17 protein-coding genes are annotated in these 19,026 nt (G+C 71.6%); 9 read left to right on the top strand and 8 right to left on the bottom strand.

Annotated elements, in window-relative coordinates; all coding sequences use genetic code 11:
• Positions 1-90 precede the first annotated feature (90 nt).
• A complete protein-coding gene (gene fxsT, locus I4J89_RS16655) occupies positions 91-2,514 on the top strand; it encodes an FxSxx-COOH system tetratricopeptide repeat protein (protein WP_196414892.1) in 2,424 nt (807 codons plus the stop codon).
• Here fxsT and I4J89_RS16650 read toward each other — a convergent pair.
• From I4J89_RS16650 to fxsA, 3 genes are read right to left on the bottom strand one after another with little or no spacing between them, the layout of a single operon-like run.
• Entirely contained in the window at positions 2,509-4,173 is a 1,665-nt protein-coding gene (locus I4J89_RS16650) for a putative bifunctional diguanylate cyclase/phosphodiesterase (protein WP_196414891.1), read from the bottom strand. The two genes, fxsT and I4J89_RS16650, sit on opposite strands and share 6 nt — an antisense overlap.
• A gap of 47 nt (positions 4,174-4,220) precedes the next feature.
• Positions 4,221-5,717, bottom strand: coding sequence for an aKG-HExxH-type peptide beta-hydroxylase (locus tag I4J89_RS16645; RefSeq protein ID WP_196414890.1), 1,497 nt, complete (start codon positions 5,715-5,717; stop codon positions 4,221-4,223).
• Positions 5,718-5,736: 19 nt separating this feature from the next.
• Entirely contained in the window at positions 5,737-5,874 is a 138-nt protein-coding gene (gene fxsA / locus I4J89_RS16640) for an FxSxx-COOH cyclophane-containing RiPP peptide (RefSeq protein ID WP_196414889.1), read from the bottom strand.
• 269 nt (positions 5,875-6,143) lie between these two features.
• Between fxsA and I4J89_RS16635 the strand changes: the two genes are divergently transcribed.
• A complete protein-coding gene (locus I4J89_RS16635; RefSeq protein ID WP_196414888.1) occupies positions 6,144-6,290 on the top strand; it encodes a hypothetical protein in 147 nt (48 codons plus the stop codon).
• Between the two features lie 49 nt (positions 6,291-6,339).
• The gene (locus I4J89_RS16630) at positions 6,340-6,672 is read left to right on the top strand and encodes a hypothetical protein (RefSeq protein WP_196414887.1); all 333 of its coding nucleotides are present in this window, start codon (positions 6,340-6,342) and stop codon (positions 6,670-6,672) included.
• A gap of 22 nt (positions 6,673-6,694) precedes the next feature.
• Here the strand turns inward: I4J89_RS16630 and I4J89_RS16625 are convergent, their stop codons facing one another.
• Entirely contained in the window at positions 6,695-6,979 is a 285-nt protein-coding gene (locus I4J89_RS16625) for a DUF427 domain-containing protein (protein ID WP_196414886.1), read from the bottom strand.
• Positions 6,980-7,130: 151 nt separating this feature from the next.
• On the opposite strand from I4J89_RS16625, the gene I4J89_RS16620 reads away from it, so the two are divergent.
• Together I4J89_RS16620 and I4J89_RS16615 are read left to right on the top strand one after the other, a co-directional pair.
• Positions 7,131-8,183 (top strand): hypothetical protein, encoded by a 1,053-nt coding sequence (locus I4J89_RS16620; protein WP_196414885.1) that lies wholly within the window; start codon positions 7,131-7,133, stop codon positions 8,181-8,183.
• Entirely contained in the window at positions 8,180-9,592 is a 1,413-nt protein-coding gene (locus I4J89_RS16615; RefSeq protein ID WP_196414884.1) for a hypothetical protein, read from the top strand. The genes I4J89_RS16620 and I4J89_RS16615 overlap by 4 nt, the downstream gene beginning before the upstream one ends.
• Here I4J89_RS16615 and I4J89_RS16610 read toward each other — a convergent pair.
• From I4J89_RS16610 to I4J89_RS16595, 4 genes are all read right to left on the bottom strand, one after another.
• The gene (locus tag I4J89_RS16610) at positions 9,569-11,341 is read right to left on the bottom strand and encodes a SpoIIE family protein phosphatase (RefSeq protein ID WP_196414883.1); all 1,773 of its coding nucleotides are present in this window, start codon (positions 11,339-11,341) and stop codon (positions 9,569-9,571) included. The genes I4J89_RS16615 and I4J89_RS16610 overlap by 24 nt on opposite strands.
• 148 nt (positions 11,342-11,489) lie before the next feature.
• Positions 11,490-12,338: a bifunctional DNA primase/polymerase gene (locus I4J89_RS16605; protein ID WP_196414882.1), complete on the bottom strand. Its 849-nt coding sequence runs from the start codon at positions 12,336-12,338 to the stop codon at positions 11,490-11,492.
• Between the two features lie 21 nt (positions 12,339-12,359).
• On the bottom strand, positions 12,360-13,355 hold the full coding sequence (locus I4J89_RS16600) for a beta family protein (protein ID WP_196414881.1): 996 nt from the start codon (positions 13,353-13,355) through the stop codon (positions 12,360-12,362).
• Positions 13,356-13,367: 12 nt separating this feature from the next.
• Complete coding sequence (locus I4J89_RS16595; protein WP_196414880.1) at positions 13,368-14,672, bottom strand: AAA family ATPase; 1,305 nt, start codon at positions 14,670-14,672, stop codon at positions 13,368-13,370.
• Between the two features lie 78 nt (positions 14,673-14,750).
• On the opposite strand from I4J89_RS16595, the gene I4J89_RS16590 reads away from it, so the two are divergent.
• From I4J89_RS16590 to I4J89_RS16575, 4 genes are all read left to right on the top strand, one after another.
• A complete protein-coding gene (locus I4J89_RS16590) occupies positions 14,751-15,122 on the top strand; it encodes a hypothetical protein (RefSeq protein ID WP_196414879.1) in 372 nt (123 codons plus the stop codon).
• Between the two features lie 88 nt (positions 15,123-15,210).
• Entirely contained in the window at positions 15,211-15,585 is a 375-nt protein-coding gene (locus I4J89_RS16585) for a YbaB/EbfC family nucleoid-associated protein (RefSeq protein WP_196414878.1), read from the top strand.
• Between the two features lie 1,096 nt (positions 15,586-16,681).
• Positions 16,682-17,350, top strand: coding sequence for a hypothetical protein (locus I4J89_RS16580; protein WP_196414877.1), 669 nt, complete (start codon positions 16,682-16,684; stop codon positions 17,348-17,350).
• Positions 17,351-18,174: 824 nt separating this feature from the next.
• Complete coding sequence (locus tag I4J89_RS16575) at positions 18,175-18,954, top strand: SDR family NAD(P)-dependent oxidoreductase (RefSeq protein ID WP_196414876.1); 780 nt, start codon at positions 18,175-18,177, stop codon at positions 18,952-18,954.
• Positions 18,955-19,026: the final 72 nt, after the last annotated feature.

The raw sequence follows: 19,026 nt of genomic DNA, 5'->3' as shown, positions 1-19,026 counted from the left end.
GGGACCCTTCCGTCTCGGCGCGCGCCAGCTTTGCGTTGGCGGGGCTTCCACGTACGGTAATCGGCATCACCAACACGTGAGGAGCACAGTGTGCCGATCCGTGGCGGCCTGCCGCCTCGCAACCCCCGATTCGTGGGTCGTGAGGGACTGCTGACCCGGGTGCGCGGCATGCTCGGCAACGGCCCAGTGGTGCTGCTGCCCAGCCCGGACCACCAGCTCGGTGGCACCGGACGTACCCAACTGGCCGTCGAGTATGCGTATCGGCACGCCGACGGGTACGAGCTGGTCTGGTGGATCCCCGCCGAGCAGAACGCCGGGATGCGCGCCGCACTGGCCGGGCTGGCCCAGAAACTCGGGGTGCCGGAGTCGCGGGACCTCAACCGGACGCTCGGGGCGGTCCGCGACGCGTTGAGCCGGGGCGAGCCGTACCGGGACTGGCTGGTCGTCTTCGAGAACGCGAACCGGCCCGAGGACATCATGCCGTACCTGCCGAGCGGTGCCGGCCACGTGCTGGTGACCAGCCGGAACCCGCGGTGGACCGCCGAGGTGGCGCAAGCCCTGCCGGTGCCGGTCTTCGACCGGGCGGACAGCGTGGACCTGCTCCGCGTGCGATCCACCGACCTCGCCGCGGCGGATGCGGACCGGCTGGCCGCGCGGCTGGGCGACGTGCCGATGGCGCTCGATCTGGCCGCCGCGGTCCGCGAGGCGGTCGGCTGGCCGGTCGCCGAATACCTGGAGCGGTACGAGCGGCGCGCTGTCGAGCTGGCGTTCCCCACCCCGATCCGGGTCGCCTGGGGACTGGCCGCCGAGGCGCTCGGCGCCGCCGCCCCGGCCGACCGGATCCTGCTGGAACTCTGCACCTTCCTGGCCAGCGCGCCGATCTCCTGGCGGCTGCTCTGGGCGGCGCGCACCCTGCCGCTGGACACCGAACTGGCCCGGACCGTACGCGTCGAGCGCCGGCTGCGCACCGCGATGCGCCGGATCAGCCGGTACGGCCTGGCCGACCTCGACCCGGCCGGCGAGCACCTCACCGTGCACCCGCTGATCCGCGGCATGTTCGGTCAGGAGCTCAGCTCCGAGCGGCACGCGGAGCTGCTGCGCACCGTGCGCGGGATGCTGGCCGCGGCCGATCCCGGCGATCCGGATAATCCGGCCGGCTGGTATCGGTATGCCGAACTGGCCCCGCATCTGATCCACTCCGATCTCCTCGGCGGCGACGCCGAGGAGATCCGTCAGCTGGTCATCAACTGCGTCCGGTACCACTATGCCCGCGGCGACTACGACTCCAGCCGGGACCTGGCGGCCTCGGCGGTGGCCCGGTGGCGCGACGCGCTGGGCGAGACCGCCGAGCAGACCCTGCTCGCGGCGTTTCACCTGGCCAACGCTCTGCGCGCGGTGGGTCGTACGGCGGACGCCCGCAACCTGAACCTGCAGACGTTGCGTACCCAGCGGGAGGTCTTCGGCGGCGACGACGAGGCGACGCTGGCCACCGCCAACAGCGTCGGCGGGGACCTCCGGATCCAGGGCCACTTCGGGCAGGCGCGGCAGCTCGACGCGGACAACCTGGTGCGTTACCGGCGGTTGTTCGGGGAGAGCTTCCCGACCGCGCTGCGGTGCGCCAACAATCTCGCCGCCGACCTGCGGCTGCTCGGCGACTTCCGGGGCGCCCGGGCGCTCGACGACCAGGTCCTCCGGCACCGCCAGGCGATCTTCGTACCTGGGCATCCGGAGACCCTGTCGTCGCGGACCGGGCTGGCCTACGACCTGTTCGGGCTGGGCGACTACGCCGGCGCCGCCGCGCTGCTCGCCGACTCGCACCTGGAGAACGTTCCGGCCGACCACCCGTTCGCGCTCTGGGCCGGCCGGTTCGCCGCGATGGCCGCCCGCCGCCGCGGCGACCCGGAGGCCCGGCCCCTCGCCGAGGCGAACTTCGCGGCCTGCCGGCAGAAGTTCGGCGATCTGAGCGTCGACACGCTCGCCTCGGCGGTCTCGCTGGCCAACTGCGCCCGCGCCGAGGGTGCCCTCGATGATGCCCACGAGCTGCTGGAACGCGCCGTGATCCGGTATCACGCAGTGCTCGGCGACGAGCACCCGTTCACGCTCGCCGCCTCGGCCGCGCTGGCCGGCGTGGTCCGTGCCGCCGGCCGGTACGCCGATGCGCGCACCATCGACGAAGAGGTGCTCAGCGGCCTGCGGCGTAGTGTCGGCGCGGACCACCCGTTCGCGCTGAGCTGCGCCACCGGGCTGGCCGCCGACCTGGCCGCGGCCGGCGAGGCGCAGCGGGGCCGTGAGCTGGCCGCGGACACGTTGCGGCGATCCCGGGTGGTCCGCGGTGTCGATCACCCGGACACCGTGGCGTGCGCGTGGAACCTGGCGCTCACCGACGGCGACGAGGCCGCCCGGCAGCAGGCCCTGACCGGGCTGGCCAAGGCGTACGGCGACGGCCATCCGGTGTTCCGGACGACCGCCGCCGGTCAACGGCTGGAGACCGATATCGATCTTCCGCCGCTATAGCGTCTGGATCGGGACCCCCTGCTTGTCGAGCAGTTCGGTCACCCCACCGGCCGGCATCGGCCGGGCGAAGTGGTAGCCCTGTGCCCGGCCGCAGGCCAGATCCCGCAGGCGGGACGCCTGCTCGGCGTTCTCGATGCCCTCGGCGACCGGGGACAGGTTGAAGGTACGGGCGATGTGCATGACCGCCTCGGCCACCGACGCGTCGCCGCTCTCCGGCATGGCCTGCACGAACGAGCGGTCGATCTTGATCACGTCGACCGGCAGGCTGCTGAGGTGGCTCAGCGAGGAGAAGCCGGTACCGAAGTCGTCCAAGGCGATCCGCACGCCGAGTGACTTGAGCGCGCTGAGCACCCGGGCCGACTCGACCAGGTCGGTCAGGGCGACCGACTCGGTCAGTTCCAGCACCAGGTCCTGCGGGGGCAGACCGGTCTGCTCCAGGATGGCGCGGACCTCGTCGATCAGCTTCGGATTGCCCAGCTGGGACGCGGACAGGTTGACGTTGAGCTCGAACCCGGGGAACCGGGTCTGCCAGCCGATCGCCTGCCGGCAGGCCTCTTCGAGGACCCACCCGCCGAGCCGGGGCAGCATGCCGAGCGACTCGGCCAGGTCCAGGAAGACCGCGGGCGGCACCAGGCCTTGCACCGGGTGCTGCCAGCGGACCAGCGCCTCGACGCCGACCGTGTGGCCGCCGTCCAGGTCGACGATCGGCTGGTAGTGCACCTCGAACTCGCCCGCCTCGATACCGCGCAACAGGTCGGCCTCGGCGAGACGGCGTTGCTCGGCGGCCGCGAACAGTTCCGGGTCGAACCGGCGGGCGACCCCGCCGCCCTCCACCTTCGCGCGGAGCAGCGCCTGGTCGGCGCGGCGCAGCACGTGGTCCAGGATCTCCCCGGTCTCGGCGACCGCGACACCGGCCCGGGCGCGGATCGTCACCGGCACGCCGGCCACCTCGAGCGGCCGGTGCAGCTCGGCCAGCACCCGTTCGGCCACGGCGAGGGCCGCGTGCTCGTCCTCCAGGCCGGGCAGCAGCACCGCGAACTCGTCGCTGTCGAGCCTGGCCACGGTGTCGTTGGCGCGGACGTTCACGGCGAGCCGCTCGGCCGCGGCACGCAGCAGGTCGTCGCCGACGATGTGCCCGAAGTGATCGTTGACGTGCTTGAACCCGTCCAGGTTCACCAGGATCACCGCGGTGTGGCTGCGGGTCGGCTCGTCGAGCACCTCCTCGGCGTACTCGACGAACATCTTCCGGTTGCCCAGCCCGGTCAGCGGGTCCCGGAAGGCCTGCTGCGCCAGCAGCACCTGCTGGCGGCTCAGGTCCATGTCGGGACGTTCGCCCAGGCACTGCCGCACCAGCACGGCGGCCGCCACCAGCAGCACCAGCCACGTCGCCGTCGACGACAGCTCACCGTGCAGGTGCCGGATGCCGGCCGCGCCCAGCGCCGCCGCGGTCACCGCGTGCCACAGCAGCGGCCGGCCACCGTCGAACAGCAGGACAGCCAGCCCGACGCTGAGCGCCGCGACCAGCGGAACCAGCCGGCCGAGCAGTCCGCCCGGATGCGCGGCATCGGCCACCGGCCAGGCCAGCAGTACCAGCGACGCGAGCACAGCGGCGTCCTCGACCCCGACCCGTGCCCGGTCCAACAGAGCATTGCGACCCACGATCCACCTCCGGCGAGACTCATCGGTCCCGCGTGGACCCAGATGAGTTATCCGGAGAGCCATTCGGCGAGTTCGTCGATCGCGGCCTCCGGCGCCGCGCGCGCGGCCGCCATCACCACCTCCGGCCGGGAGCGCAGCGCCGGGTGCGGCGAGACCAGGGCAAGGCCCGACCAGGCCCCGACGTCCCCACGATCGAATTCAAGACATTTCCGGTACGCGTCCGCAGCGGTACCGCCGTCGCCACGCAAGCCAGCAAGATCCGCGGCCGCAGCGCGACCGCCGGGCTGAAGCACGGGGTCACCCTTGACCAGCGAACGCGCCAACCGGACCCGTGGGCTGTTCGCCAGCGCACGCCCCGGCGCCGTCACGAGCACGGACCGCACCTGCGGCGGACGCCGTCGCTCGCGCCAGGCCCGGGCCAGTTCAGCGGCGTCGTCCGGCGGGACGGTCAGATTACGCAGCCGCCAGCGCAGGCGATGGTCGTCGCCGGCCAGTCCGGCGAGGCGCGCGGTCTCCGGCTCGACCGGTTCGTCCAGCCATCGCCCGACCTCCTCGGCCAGCGCCGTCATGAACCGGGTCCCGGCCGCCGTCAGCTGTCCACCGTCCAGAAGCCGCTCCGCCGCCCCCGCCACCGCCGACCGCCACCTGGCGAACTCAAACCCCGCCACCCCGCTCGCCCCGCTCGCCGCGCCCGCTCCGCTCGGCGCGTCCGCTCTCGCGCTCGCTCCGCTCGCGTCCGCGCCGCCGAGCCGCCCTTCGGCCCGCCAGAACCGGGTGACCGCGAGATACGCATAGGCGCCGTGCAGCACCCCGATCGGCGGCCGAGGATCATCCCGCCACGGCGAGTACCCCGGCGCACCGCCCGGACCCACCAGGTCAAAAAGCTGATGCACGGCGTTCAGCACGCTGTGCTGGGTCTCGTGCAGCAGCCCCACGACCAGCGCCGTCCCGTCCGCCGGTGCCGACATGGCCACCGCGCCGAACGCCTCCGCCGACGTGGCGCTGATCCCTTCGGCCGTCGGGTCCGGCTGGACCGGCACGATCACCCGGAGCACCGCGGCCAGCGTCTCGGCGGCCGCCCGGTGCCGGCGGACCAGAATCCGCCAGCCCTCGTCGAGACAGTGCTGCCAGTGGGCCAGCTCGATTCCGGAGAGTTCGCCGGCCGGGGCGAGGCCGAGGAGGGAGCGGAGCGGGTCGGCATCGTCCACGCGTACGGTCAAAGTCAGATCGTCGCAGGTGATGTGCAGAGCGTGACCACCCGGACGGGGCCCCTCGACGCCTTCGGCGCCGGTGCGCAGGATGTGCGCCGCCCACAGCCCGGTCATCGGGTCGGCGATCAACCGGCGTGCCTCGGCCGGATCGGCGGCGGTGAGGCGCGCGTACCAGGCCGGGGTCTGCGGCAGCGCGCGCCGGATCTCGCGCAGGAGGAGAAGGTGGCGGCTGAGCTGCGCCCGGCGCAGCGTGCCGAGAGTGGCGTCGTCGGGCCGGCCCGCGCCCAGCGCGGCGAAGGCGTCGTCAGCGAGCCGGAACGTGCGTGGGGTCATCCGAGGCGGCTCCAGGCGGTCAGACCGCGGAGTTGAAGCCGGCGATGGGCTCACCGGGACGGGCCAGATCGTCGGTGAGGCGGCGCAGAGCGTGAGCGAGGGCGGAGTCGTCCCGTTCCACCAGCTCCGCGAGGGAGGAGTCGGAGAGATCGACCATAATGGATCGCCACTCCGTCGGCTTGCCTTCGCCTTCCTGGCCTGCGTCCACGGCACCCCCTCCAGTGCTCGCACGGTGTCGGTCGATGCGTTGCCTGAAGGTTACGGCGGTCGTCGGGTCGGGTGACCGGCGGGAGTCGCTACGGTGGGTGTTCGCACAGACTTGCGTGGACGTGATCTGATGGGGTCTGACCGTCGCAAGTCGGTAACGGAGGGCAAATAGTGCTGGGTGGAGAGCCGGGCGCCGGAGACGGCGCGGTGGAGACTTCGGTGGCCGTGAGGGCTGGAGCGGTGGAGGAGCCGGCCGAGCCGGTGATGCCCGCACCACCGTTCCCGACCTTCCAGAGCACTCCCACGCTGCCGCACCAGTCGCCGGGCAACGGGTTCGAGAGCGGGCGTGACAGCCGTGCACGGTGAGCCGAGTCCGTCGCTGCCCCGGCGCGGACCCGCGCCGGCGGTGGACCAGATGAACAACACAGAGTTGTCGCGGATGATCGAGGCCGAGCACCCGTACCGGGGAAAGGCTCTCTTCGAGCTCTGCGACCGGGTGCCGCACGACGAGGACGCGGCCACCAAGGTGGCGATGCTGTCGCGGTTGCCGTCGCTGCGCCGGGCGCGGCTCTTCGACCGGGTGTCGCTGGCCTGGTCGGCGATCATCGCGTTGCTGGCCGCGGAGACCGATCACGCCCGCGCGGAGGCGTACGCGGCGTTCGCGGCGCTCGACCCGGCGGAGCAGCAGGACATGCTGGACTACCTGGAGGTCGGGGCGATTGAGGAGGCCCACCCGCGCATCACGTGAGCGGGCCCCATGGCGTGAGAGGTCAGGCTTCCACTCGGACGTCTCTACGGAAGGCGACACGGTCGCGTACCGCGGAGGCGTCCGGCTTCGGGTCGGGGTAGTACCAGGCCGCGTCCTGCGCGGTCTGACCGGCGGCGCTCAGTGAGTAGTACGACGCCTTGCCCTTCCACGGGCAGACGGTATGTGTCTCCGACGGCACGAGGACGTCGTCGCGCACGCTGGTGCGGGGGAAGTAGGTGTTGCCCTCGACAATCACCGTGTCGTCGCTTTCGGCGATCACTTCGTCGTTCCAGATGGCCTTCGGCATGTATCCGAACGTAGCGCGTTGCCGAGTTTGTGTCTGATACGTGCGCTTTATTCACCTCTCGTGGGTGAAACGGCGTAACTGGCCCACGGATTGGCCGACCGCTGTATGAAGATCTACAGTGGTTTTCGCTTCCCCCACGAGAACGGCGTTCATGCAGAGCACTCGGCTCGACCAGCTTCGCGGTCCCGGGCGGGCCAAGCGGCACAACGCGCGCACCATCGCCGCCCTGACCGGCAATCCCGGCTGCGCACGCCGGGCGGTGCTCGACGCGGCCGGCGTGGACAAGGTCAAGCTCGCCGAGCGGGTCGGCTTCCCGGGCAGCTTCGGTCAGTCCCGTTTCGCGCTTTCCCGGGGTAACGCGTTCGAGGCGATGCTCAAGGCCGACGACTGTGCGCTGTTGCGGTCGGTGCTCGGCGCCGCTTCCTCGTTGAGTTATCAAGATCTTGGAGCGGACTCCGACGACACGCTGGGTAACCGGCACGACCGTACGGTCGAACTTCTCGCCGACGCGCGGGCCGCGCTGATCGACCACCCGCTGCTCACCCTCGACGTGGCCGGGCAGACCGTCTATCTCGAGCCGGACCTGATCGCGTACGCACACCGCGGCCGCCTCCAGGTCGTCGAGATCAAGTCGTTCGCGATCGTGGACGGGCAGGCCGACAGCGCCAAGGTGTCCGCCGCCGCTGTGCAGGCCGCCGTCTACGTGCTCGCCCTGCGGTCGCTGCTGGAACGCCTGGGCCAGGACCCTTCGCTGGTCGACCACGAGGTGGTGCTGGTCTGCCCGGAGAACTTCTCGCTCAGCCCGGTCGCGGTGAAGCTCGACGTCCGCAAGCAGCTGTCCACGCTGCGCCGCCAGCTGTCCCGGCTCGCCTCGGTGGCCTCGCTGATCGACGCCCTCCCGGAGGGGATCACCTTCGACCTGGCGCTGCCGGCCGAGGAACTGACCGTCGCCCTCGGCCACATCGAGCCCCGGTACGCGCCGGAGTGCCTCTCCACCTGCGAGCTCTCCGTCTACTGCCGGAACGAGGCGGCAGGCAGCACGGCGGTGCTGGGCCGGCCGGTGCGCGAGGCGCTCGGTGGCATCGAGACCGTCGACGAGGTGCTCGCCCTGGCCGACGGCAGCCGCTCGCCCACCGAGGAGCAGGCGGAGGCGGCGGCGCTGCTGCGGGCGGCTCTCCGGCTGCGCTCCGAGGCCCTCTCTTGAGCACTTTGACCGCCTTTGCCCGAGCGCAGGCGGTTGCCTTCGGGCAGGCTCAACCGATCGCGACCGTCCGTCACCTGCACGTTCACGAGCATCCGCTGATTTTGATCCCGTTGGCGATGGCGGGTGAGGCGAACGCGCCCCTGGCCGCTCTGATCGGAACCGATCGTTCCGCTCCGCGGCTGCTGGTCGTGGCACAACCGCGCAACCGCGACGACCGGTTCGCGTTCTTCGCCGCCCTGGCCGAGATCCTCGTTCCGTACCTCGACTCGTTCGCCACCGAGACCGAGGACGTCCCGGTCGACCGGGGCAAGGACGTGCGCCAGCGGTACGTGGACGCACCGCAACTGTGGGTCCCGAACCCGGGCGGCGTCGACTTCCTCCGGATGCTCGGCCGGTCCACCCGATTTCGCACGACCGACGGCGAATACCCGGTCCCCGCCGGTGTCCCGCTGCTCGGCCGCTGGCTGACCTTCTTCGCCGGCACCGCCGAGATCCCCGGCTCGTGCCTGCTGCTCAACGCCGTGCAAGCACTCGGGCTGCACTGGGCGACCGGGCAGAGCTCGGCCGAGGACGCCCAGCTCGGCGTACAACTCGCCTGGATCGAGTCGGGCGCCGAGGCCGCCCGGGAAGCCGAGAACGGCCCAGTCGCGGGCCCGGCCACCGATCCGGAGTTCGACAATCGGGTGCTGGCCCCGCTCATCGAACGGTCCGCGCCGGAACTTCCCGGCGTGCTCCGCGACCTGCTGCTGCCCACCTGGGAACGGATGTGGCGGGTGCTCGACCTGCTGCGCCGCCTGCCGGTCGGTGAGCGGGTGGCGTCGCGGTGGACCTCCGACAAAGACGCGTTCACGGCGTTCACGCAATACGTGGCGGACGGCGGAGCGCCGCAGCCCCGGCGGGACGGTGCGGTCGCCGCCGCGGCCCGGCTCCAGCGGCTGGAGAACGCCGCCGCCCGGTACGCCGTACAACGCGCCTTCGACGATCCGCTGGTCCTGGCCGAGTACCGGCTGACCGGGGCGGCCTTCGCCGGCACGGTCACGCTCGCCAACCCGGACCGCGTCGACGACAGCGGCAAACGGCCGGTGCTGCGCCCGCGGATCATGGTGCGTACCACCGAGGAGGTCCGGGTCGAACCCGGAACGTCGCTGACCTCGCCGGCCCGGCCCGCGCAGAAGGCCAAGGTGATCTCGGTGAGCCCGGCCGGGGACGGCCGTGACGTGCTGCTGGAACTCTCCGGCGGGATGGGCCGCAAACTGGTCGCCGAACCGGGCAGCGTGCCGCAGGTGGGGGAGCGGCTGGTGCTCACCACACTCAGTGAGGCCTACCGTCCGGGCGGGACGCTGCCCGATCCGGCGGAAACGCCCTGGACCCACGGTGGCCCGCCGTCAATCGAGCCGGACCTGCAATAACGCGATGTCGTCGGTACGCGCCGGCGCCACCTCCAGCAACCGGGAACAGAGGTCGGGGCCGGTGCACCCGGCGTTCGCCCGCAGCGCCGTGCAGAGCCGCTCCACTCCGTCGTCGAGCAGCCGCTCCCGGTCCTCGACCAGGCCGTCGGTGTAGAGCAGCAGGACGGAACCGGACGGCACGTACCGGTGGGAGGTGGACCGTGGCTCCGGTGACGGCAACCCGAGCAGCGGCTCCGGCGGAACCCACCAGACCTGGACGTCACCATTCGGCAGGAGCAGCAGCGGGGGCGGGTGGCCGGCGTTGGCGAAGCTCACCGCGTACCCCGAGCGGGACCTGCGGATCCGGGCCAGCACGGCGGTGGCCGCCGCCGGCACCCGCAGGCCGTGCAGCGTCCGGTCCAGCGTGGTGAGCAGCCCACCCGGCTCCTCGTCCCGGCCGTACGCGTCCCCGCGTACCAGATTGCGCAGCTGGCCCATCGTGGCCGCCGCCTCGATGTCGTGCCCGGACACGTCGCCCACGGCGACCACGACGCTGCCGTCCGGCTGCACGAACGCGTCGTACCAGTCGCCGCCGACCGCGGCGCCGTCCTGAGCCGGCAGATAGCGGGCGTGCAGCTCCACGCCGGGAATCGCCGGTAACTCGGTGAGCAGGCTGCGCTGCAACACCTCGGCCACGTGCCGCTGCTCCCGGAAGAGGCGGCTGTTCTCCACGGCCAGCCCGGCCCGGCGGCCGATCTCGGCGGCGGTCGCCTCCTCGGCGGCCGTGAACGACGACCGCTCCGGCCGGTTCACCAGCAACACCGCCCCGAGCACCCGGCGCCGCACCGGCGACGTGATCGGCACGATCAGCGACGAGCCGAACCCGGCCCGCGCGGTGATCTCGGCCAGACCGGGGTCGCGTACCCGGCTCGCCAGGTCGGCGCGCACCACCCGCCCGCCGCGGCGAACCGCCCTCAGCATCGCCCGCAGATCGACCTTGGATCGGGCGGCCAGATCCGGCAGCCGGGCCATGTCGGCAGCACGCTCCGGGTCACGATGCGTGGCCGACACGTGCTCCGGACCGCCCAGCAGCACCACGCACCAGTCGGCCAGCCGGGCGGTGAGAATCCGCCCGAGCCGGCGCATCGCCTCGTCCACGTCCATGGTCGCGGTCAGCGACTCGGTCACCTCGGCGAGTAGCTCCAGTTGGTGATGCGCCGACTCGGCCGCCCGCCGGGCCTCGTCGGCCGCGGCCCGCGCGATCCGCAGGCACACCTCCGACGAACACACCGCGGCCAGCTCGCTGAGCAGGGCCACCTCGCTCGGCGTCCAGACCCGCGGCTCCTGGTCGACCGCGCAGAGCGTGCCGACGACCAGCCCGTCCGGGTCGGTGATCGGCGCACCCACGTACGCGATGGCGCCGAGCTCCTCGATCGCCGGGTTGTCCCGCATCCGCGGATCGGCACGCACGTCCGGAACGGCCAGCATCTCCCCGGCGACGACCACATGCCGGCTGAACGAATGGGTGAGCGGCATCTCCCCGGCGGCGGCCTGCGGATCGGGCACGCCCACGTGCCCGGCCAGGATCTGCTTCTCCTCATCGACCAGGCACACCACACAGGTCGGCGCGTCCACCAGCTTGCGCACCAGCATGGCGAGCCGGTCGAACGCCTCGTCCGGCACCGGGCCCTGGGCGATCCGGCGCACCGAACGCAGACGTGCGGGATCGGCGAGCACACTCCGGTCGCCGATCATGTCTGCACGCAGCATTCCGCCCCCTGGCCCGCCTCGACCGCCAGGCTACCGGCGGGTTTCCAGGGGCGGCCGCCTCCCGATCAGCCGTTTCCGCCCACCGAACGGGGGAGTCCACTATGACCGTCTGCCCGCTTCGGATGCGGTCTCGGCACGGCGTACCGGGTCAGGCGGCGCTTCTGGGGCGGTGTTCGAACGGCTGCCGCCTCCCGGCGGTCATCCCGGATCGAATCGTGCCCTTGATCTCCGCCGTGCCCAGCCCGGCGTGGCGGGCCGCCGCCGTGAGCTCCCACCGCACGGTCGCCGCGTCCAGCAGGCCGGCCCCGACGAAACGGCCGAGCACGAACGCCGCCCGGTTCAACGTGTCGTTGCGCGTACCCACCGGTGCGCGGGCCACCCGGTCCGCCTCGGCGTCCAGCGCGGCCTCGGCGTACCGATCGGGGTGTGTGATCGGGTGATCGTCTCGCAGCGCGGGCGGCGGTCCCTCGATCAGCGCGAGCAGCGGCGCCGGGCTGACCGGCAGCCCGGCCGAGGGGCGCCGTAGCCAGGTGTAGTCCGCTCCGGTGGCGTGTTTCGACGGCGGGGCAAGCACGTAGCCGCCGGCGCCTCGCCAGTCGAGGCCGGGCAGCAGGCCGACGCGGTTGCCGAAGCCGGTGGGACGGAACCAGAGGTGGCGACCGCCCCCGCCGGTGCGCACCCACGGCCCGGCCGGCACGTCGTCGGCGAGCAGGTGACGCAGGCCGTGCCAGCCCTCCGCCGAGTCGATGTCCGCCACGTCCATCACGACGCCGGTGCGCAGGCCGACGTTCGCCCGGGGCCAGTGGAACCACCAGAGCGTGATCTGCCGCGGGTCGGTGGAGGCCTCGCTCAGCCCGTGCCGGAGTCGGGGGTGCTTGCCGGGACGGTCGCATCGGGCTCCTCGGAGGCAGGAACAGGCACCACCCTGGTCAGGCGTGTGCACCGGCAGGACCGGGATGCCGTGCCGGGCGTACGCGAGGGCAGCCGTGAGCGACATTAGAACAACCGTACGACAATTTCAGGGCTCCGGCAGCGTCCGCAGTACATGCGAGATGTGATGCGATGTGCTCCAGGCGATCCAGCTCGCCGAGCTCCCGGCGCCCCGCGCGGTCCGCGACCGGCGTGCGATCTCGGCGTCGCCCCACGAGAACCGGGCCCCGGCCGCGGGCCATTGCGGCGACATCACCAGCGTCCGGCAGAGATCGTGGCAGCGGTCGTCGCTGCGCCCGCCACGCCGTGCCCACCGGTAAATCCACCAGTCCTGCTCCGCGGTGTAGCGCAGGGTCGGCAGCTGCCGGTGGTACTGCACGCCGAGTCGCCGCACCGGCGACGTCACCCCGTAGTCGGCGTACCCGATCCGCGGCTCCTCGAGGCGCGTCCAGACCTGGGCGTCCAGGCGGCCGACCGGCACCGGGCGGTCGGTGGGCAGGTCGTCGAGGTTCGGCGGCATCGCACCGGAGGCCACGCTGATCGATCGCCACGGTGCGCCCTTCGCCCAGCGGATCACCCGCCGGGCGCGTTCGACCACCTCGTCGGCGTGCGCCACGCACGCCATCTCGGCCAGGTCGATCAGCAGATCGACCTCGTCCGGCTCGAGCGCCGTGGCGCCCAGCACCCGGTCGATGACGGCGTTCGCCTCCGCCGGGTTGCCGGCGTCGGCGTGCGGCTGGAACCGCAGAACCGCGCGATGCAGGTGCATGCGGGCGGCCCGTCCGTGCGCGACCAGGTGCCGCCCGCTGTCGTACGCCCGCAGCACCGGAACCATCGCCACACCGAGAGCGGCCAGCTCCCGGGCGAACGACAGGGCGCGCGGCTCGCCCGCGGCACCGAAGTCCAGCGCCAGCATGGCGGTCCGTGGCCGCAGCTCGCGGAGCAGGGGAAGGACGCTGTCGTCCGGATCGATCTCCAGGACGGGTGCGAGACGTGCCGCTTCGTCGTCGGCGAGGTGGGCCAGCGCGGTCAGCTCACCGCGGCGCGGCCGCAGTATCGGGCGATAGACCGCAGCACACTCCATGTGTTAACAGTGTTACGTACGGTACAAATGCGCAAGCATCGATTGATTTGCCTCCCATCCGTCGGGGAACTTGACTGGAACGTTCAGATGCATCGGCTCGGTGGACGGGTGCGCGTCGAGCAGCTCGGCGATCCCGGCCCGCGCCACCACCACGCAGGAGTGCCGGTGCCGGGAGGTGAGCACGCAGAGCCGGCCCGACTCCAGGTGGAAAGCGGTGGCATCGCGTCGCCCGGAGAGCGGGTGCAGCACCACGGTCAAGTCGTACTCCCGGCCCTGTAGGCGGTTGGCCGTGTCGACGGTGACCTCGGCGGCCTCCGGCGGCAGCAGCGCGCGGATCGCCGCCACCTGGTCGCGGTGCGCGGCCCCGATGGCGATCCGGGCGGGGGTGAGCGGGCCGCTCCCGGACTCGGACTCGGCCACGCCGTCCCGGATCAGGGCCCGGCCGGCCAACGCGGCGCAGGCGGCGGCTGCCTCGGCGTCGGTCCGCACGGTGAACCGGGCCGGCAACTCATGCAGGCCCCAGCCGGTCGCCGCCGCGGTGTCCAGCACGTCGTCCAGCACGTCCTCGGCCGGCCGCTGGAAGGCGAGCCGGCGGTCCGCCGGCCCGGTGCCCGAGCGGAACCCGGTGAACGGATAGAACGCGGCGGCCACCACCGGTGCCGCCGAGGCCGGCAGGCGCCAGGAGACCGGCAGGCGGTGCACCGGCAAGTCGGGATTGTGCCGGAGCAGCACCGCCACCGCGCTCTGCATCGGGTCCCAGGAGAGCCCGACCCACCGATCCACCTCGACGGTCGAGAACGGGTCGAGCTGACCGGGATCGCCGACGAAGAGGGCGCGCTCGAAGCGAGGCGCGACGCGCAGCAGCGCGTCCGACCGCATCTGGTACGCCTCGTCCACGATCGCCCACGGCCAGGTGCCCTCGGTCACCGTGGCCCACTTGGCCGCCGTGCCGATGGTGACCGCCGGCGAGCCGAGGTCGGCGACCTTGGCCGCGACCCGGCACGCCGGATGAGCCCGGACCCGGGCCGACGGCTCGTAGTCGACCGCCGAGAGCCGGCCCACGGTGACCTCCGGCGAGCGTGCCCCGAGCCGGTCGACCAGGTCGTCCACCTGCTCGTTGGTCTGCGCGACAATCATCAGCGGAGCGCCGGACGCGGCCAGCTCACCGGCGGCCCGCACCACCAGCGTCGACTTGCCGGCGCCGGGAGGCGAATCGACCACCACCCCGCGGTGGGACCCGGAGCGGAGGTCACTCAGCACCGCGGCGATGACGGTGGCGGCCTCCTCGGCCGGGCTGACGAGCGCGTTCGAACTCACCCGGGCACCGTAGCGCCCGCCCCCGACAAAAACGCTCCGTGGTGACTTCGACACATCCGGTCGTAAACTGCCACCGTCATGGATCGGCCTGAATGGATGTGGCCGGCCGTCGAGCTGGCCGCACTGCGGCTCGGGCGGCGGCTCGGCGTGCCGGTTCCGGCGTCGCAGCCGTACCGGTGGTCGTTCGTGCACATCGTTCCCAGCGTCGGCCCGGGCGACCGGGCGGCGCGGCGCGCGGGCCGGGCGCACAGTGACGCCGGCCGCAGCTTCCGGGTGATCCACTGGGAGTTCGAGGCCGACCGGCTCGAGGGCTACGACCATGACCTCGGCTTCGTCCGGGTGCGCCACGCGGACGCCGCGGACGAGGCTGCACTCCTTGCCGTACTGCGCGAATGGCGCCTTCCGCCGGCTGAATTCCGCTGTTCCTGGGACGCCGTCGACCCCTGCTGAGCGAGTTGTCCACAGGCCTCTCCGTGATCTTGTGGAGCTCGCTAGCGTGGGGTCTCGCGTACTCACGACAGTGGATGGAGGCGGCGTCATGTTCGACGGGCGGGAGCTCTATGAGGCCGAGCGCTGGATCGACAACTGGCAGATCGCGATCGAGGCGCGGGCCGGGCGGGCGCGGGAGCTGTCGTCCCGGTTGGCGCAGCCCACGCGGACCGCGCGAAGTCCTGATGGAATGGTCACGGTCACCGTCGGCGGCACGGGTGACCTCACCGGGCTGGAGCTCGGCGAGGGGATCCGGCGACGGCCGGCCGCCACCACCGCACGGGACATCCTGGCCACGCTGGACGCCGCCCGGGCCGCGCTCACCGAGGCGGTGGCGGTGGAGACCAAGGCGACGATCGGTGCCGACTCGGCGACCGGCCGGGCCGTCATCGAGGCGTACCGGGCCGAGGACCGCCGTGACTGATCAGCGCGTTCAGGTCCGCCACGGGGTCGGCGACCGGATCGAGTCCCGGCACCTGTTCGCCGTCCAAGCGAGGGTTCCGCTGGCAGCCGCTTGACCGGGGGCCACGACTCCTCGCCGGCTTCGCCAACCGGGTCGACCGGCCTCGTCTGGATTCCCGAGCGCGTGAACCCCACGCGCCGAGGATCGCGAGCCGTGGCTTCCGCTGACCGCTACAACTGGGATCGCTCCCAGGCGATATCTGAATGCCGCACGCTGTCCGGCCTCACGTTCTCCGCCCAGGGCATTCCTTCGGCCGGGAACGTCGGTCCCATTGCGAGGCGGAATAGGAATGCCGCTGTGGCACCGGTCCGCCGAGGCGGACGTGGCCTGCCAGGATCCTCAGCACCCCGGCCGGCCGGGGTCTTTTCAAACGAAGGTCTCCCGCAAATATCAGGGTGAAGGAAATGGTCTCTCTTGGTATCCCGCCCGCAATTAATGAATAGCGACCGGCGACCTGGAGCGCCCGGATTGATCACCGGGCCGCACGAGGGCCCGGAGAGCGCTCGCTCACCCTCAGCCGCCAGTGCGGTGCCGGCGGTCGCGCTCGCAGGGTGGGAAGTGACAAGTATCCGACAGTTCTCCTGTCGCCGACCGCGTAGTGATCACGCAGCTTCCTGGTCCGCGAACCCTCAAGCGATCATGTCGCAAGCCTTCTGTGTCGCCTGCATCCGGTTTCGCCCACCCCTGCGGCCGGTCGTGGCGCGTGGCGAGCGATCAGTCGCTGACCCGGTGGTGCAGGTGACACGCCATTTGATCATGTTGGTGAAATGATGTTTGCTTCCTCGTCACCGCCTGGAAATAACTTTCGGCTTCAATATCCGTACGAGGAAAAGGCGAAATCGATCTGCAACTTGCGCGTGCGGTTCGCCGCGCAAGTTGCAGATTTCGTCGCCCTGCGCCCCGTGGCTCCATCGTCGTGGCTAACCATTGATCGACGCGCGCGCTTTCATTCACGGATGTTTCTATGATCTCGGAACATCCCCTTCCAGTCGATCATTGGAAGTGCAACTCTTCTAGCCAGCAGTGACGTCAGTAACACGGACGGTGGTGGTGGAGAATGCGTCCAGACGTTCTCGTCGGTCCGAGTGATTGGCTCATCGAGCAGTTCGGCGACAAGATCGCCGACGAGTTGTGGACCCGGGTGCCCGAGGCTTTGAGCACCGCGATCGACCGCGAGGTCCACGCTCACCCAGCCATGACCCAGACCATGGAACGTGTCCTAGCGAATCCCCGCTGGCCCCTGCCCTACGAAGAGCTCGTCCTCTTCCTGGGCACCCTTCCCGGAGCCGAGATCATCAGCGTTCCCCGCTCCGTCTACCAGCTAGTGCTGATCAATGGGCACGTGGTCGTGCCCTGGTGCTACGGCCAGTCCGCCCGGCTCTCCATGCGGGACGCCGAGGTCGGCCGCTCCTTCGGCCGGCTCGCCCGCGAATTGCTGCGCCGCTTCGGCCCGCCCTGGCGCCGTTCACCGGTCGAGGCCCCACTCCCGCTCGACGCCGTCGACGAGCGCGAGGTCGCCAAGATCTGCGCGTCCATCGCTCAGATCGCGCCCAAACCCGAGGTCGTCATAGCCGGCTACGCCGGAGCCCCCAACCTCGGCCTCCTCCGAGCCTGCCTCGGCGAAGTCAAGTCAACCGACAACGGCACGCTGAACTGGAGCCACCTCGACGACCTCCCGCTGCCGCCCCCGGTGATCCCGCGCCCTCGCCGCATGCAATTCCCCTGACCCCCACCCGCCGTCAGCCAGGGCCCCGCGCCCGCCCAATCGGCACTCCGCCGCTTCCACTCACGAGCCCTCGTGGGTGGTCGGTGATTCTCTCCAGCGACGCGTCGCCACTTCCGCCCCCGAACCCCGTGGGCGGTCGGTGTTTCTTCCTGCGGCGCGTCGCGGCTTCTGCTGGTGACCCCCGTGGGTGGCCGGTGTTTCGTCGTGCGGCTCGTCGCGGCTTCTGCTCGTGAACCCCGTGGCTGGTCGACGGTTCTTTTCGGTGGCGCGTCGCCGCTTCCGCTGGCGAACCCCGTGGGTGGTCGGTGTTTCTTTCAACGCCGCGTCGCGGCTTCCGCTCGCGTACCCCGTGGGCGGTCCTTCCAGCACCGCGCCGCGTGCACTCGCCGAGCCCGCGGGAGTCGGCCAGACCTATCTATCTCCAGGCCCATTTTCGGTACGCGTAACCAACGGTCCCGCCCTGCCGCGCGACCACCCCGCCTATCCCGGCCCTGACGCGACCGCCGGGCCGAGGGCCCGCCTAAAAGGGCTTCCGTAGTCAGGGTCCCGAAGCGGTGATCTTGCTTGGCCCACGCTCAATGCTGTCTCAACGGCCGCCAGACAGCACCCACGTTGGGCCGGACAAGACCCTGACCACGAAGGCTCTAGCGGATCACGACGAGTGGCGGCGTAGCCCCGTGGTGCCTGACGACCAGATACGACACCGGCGACCGGCGGCTACCCGCCACCCCGGCCTCGTCCCCCGCGTGGTCCAAGAGCCGGCGGGTTGCGGTCCTCACGATTTGATGGATCGCTGAGGGGCAACCAAGTGCAGGGTGATCAATGTGACTGACAACGTCTCCTACGTCGTGACCGGCGGCGGCCGTGGTATCGGCCGGGCCATCGTCGAGCGGCTGGCCGCCGCCGACGCCGTGGTGGCCGTGCTCGACTTCGAACCCGCATCGCTCGAGTGGATCGATCACCACCCGGCCGGAAAGCGCCTCATCCCGGTCGCGGGTGACGCCGCCGACCACGACATCGCGGAACGTGCCGCACGAGCAGCGGCGGAGGCCGCACCGCTGCGCGGCTGGGTCAACAACGCCGCCGTGTTCCGCGACGCCCGGCTGCACGACAATCCCACCGAGGTCGGTGCCCTGATCCGCGCCAATCTGGATCCGGTTCTGATCGGCTGCGGGGTCGCTCTGCGCCACTTTCTCGCCACGGACCCGCCCGGTGGAGCCATCGTCAACGTCTCCTCGCACCAGGCGCAGCGTGCGGTCCGTGGCGCCCTGCCTTACGCGACGGCCAAGGCGGCCATCGAGGGACTGACCCGGGCGCTTGCCGTCGATTACGGTCCCCAGGGCGTGCGCGTCAACGCCCTGGCCCTGGGTTCCATCGCCACCGAGCGCTCGGACGCGTATCTTGCGGGGCTCCCCGAGGCCGGTCAGCGTCACTTCGCTGAGGAGATCCGCCGGCTGCAGCCGCTCGGCCGGATGGGCCGTACCGCTGAGGTCGCCGAGGCGGTCGCCTTCCTGCTCTCCGACGCGGCGAGCTTCGTGAGCGGTGCCGTCATCCCGGTCGACGGTGGCCGTTCCGCTCTCGGGCGCGATCCCGAGGAGGCATGACCATGCTCCCGGCTCGGGGTGCCGTCGATGGGCGGCCGGCGTGTCGGAAACAGGCTGGTTCGCAGACTCCCA

Source organism: Actinoplanes aureus (assembly GCF_015704865.1).
In the GTDB taxonomy this organism is placed as follows: Bacteria; Actinomycetota; Actinomycetes; order Mycobacteriales; family Micromonosporaceae; genus Actinoplanes; species Actinoplanes aureus.
Note: the sequence above shows the minus strand (reverse complement) of the source record. Positions and strands in the feature narration are given on the sequence as shown.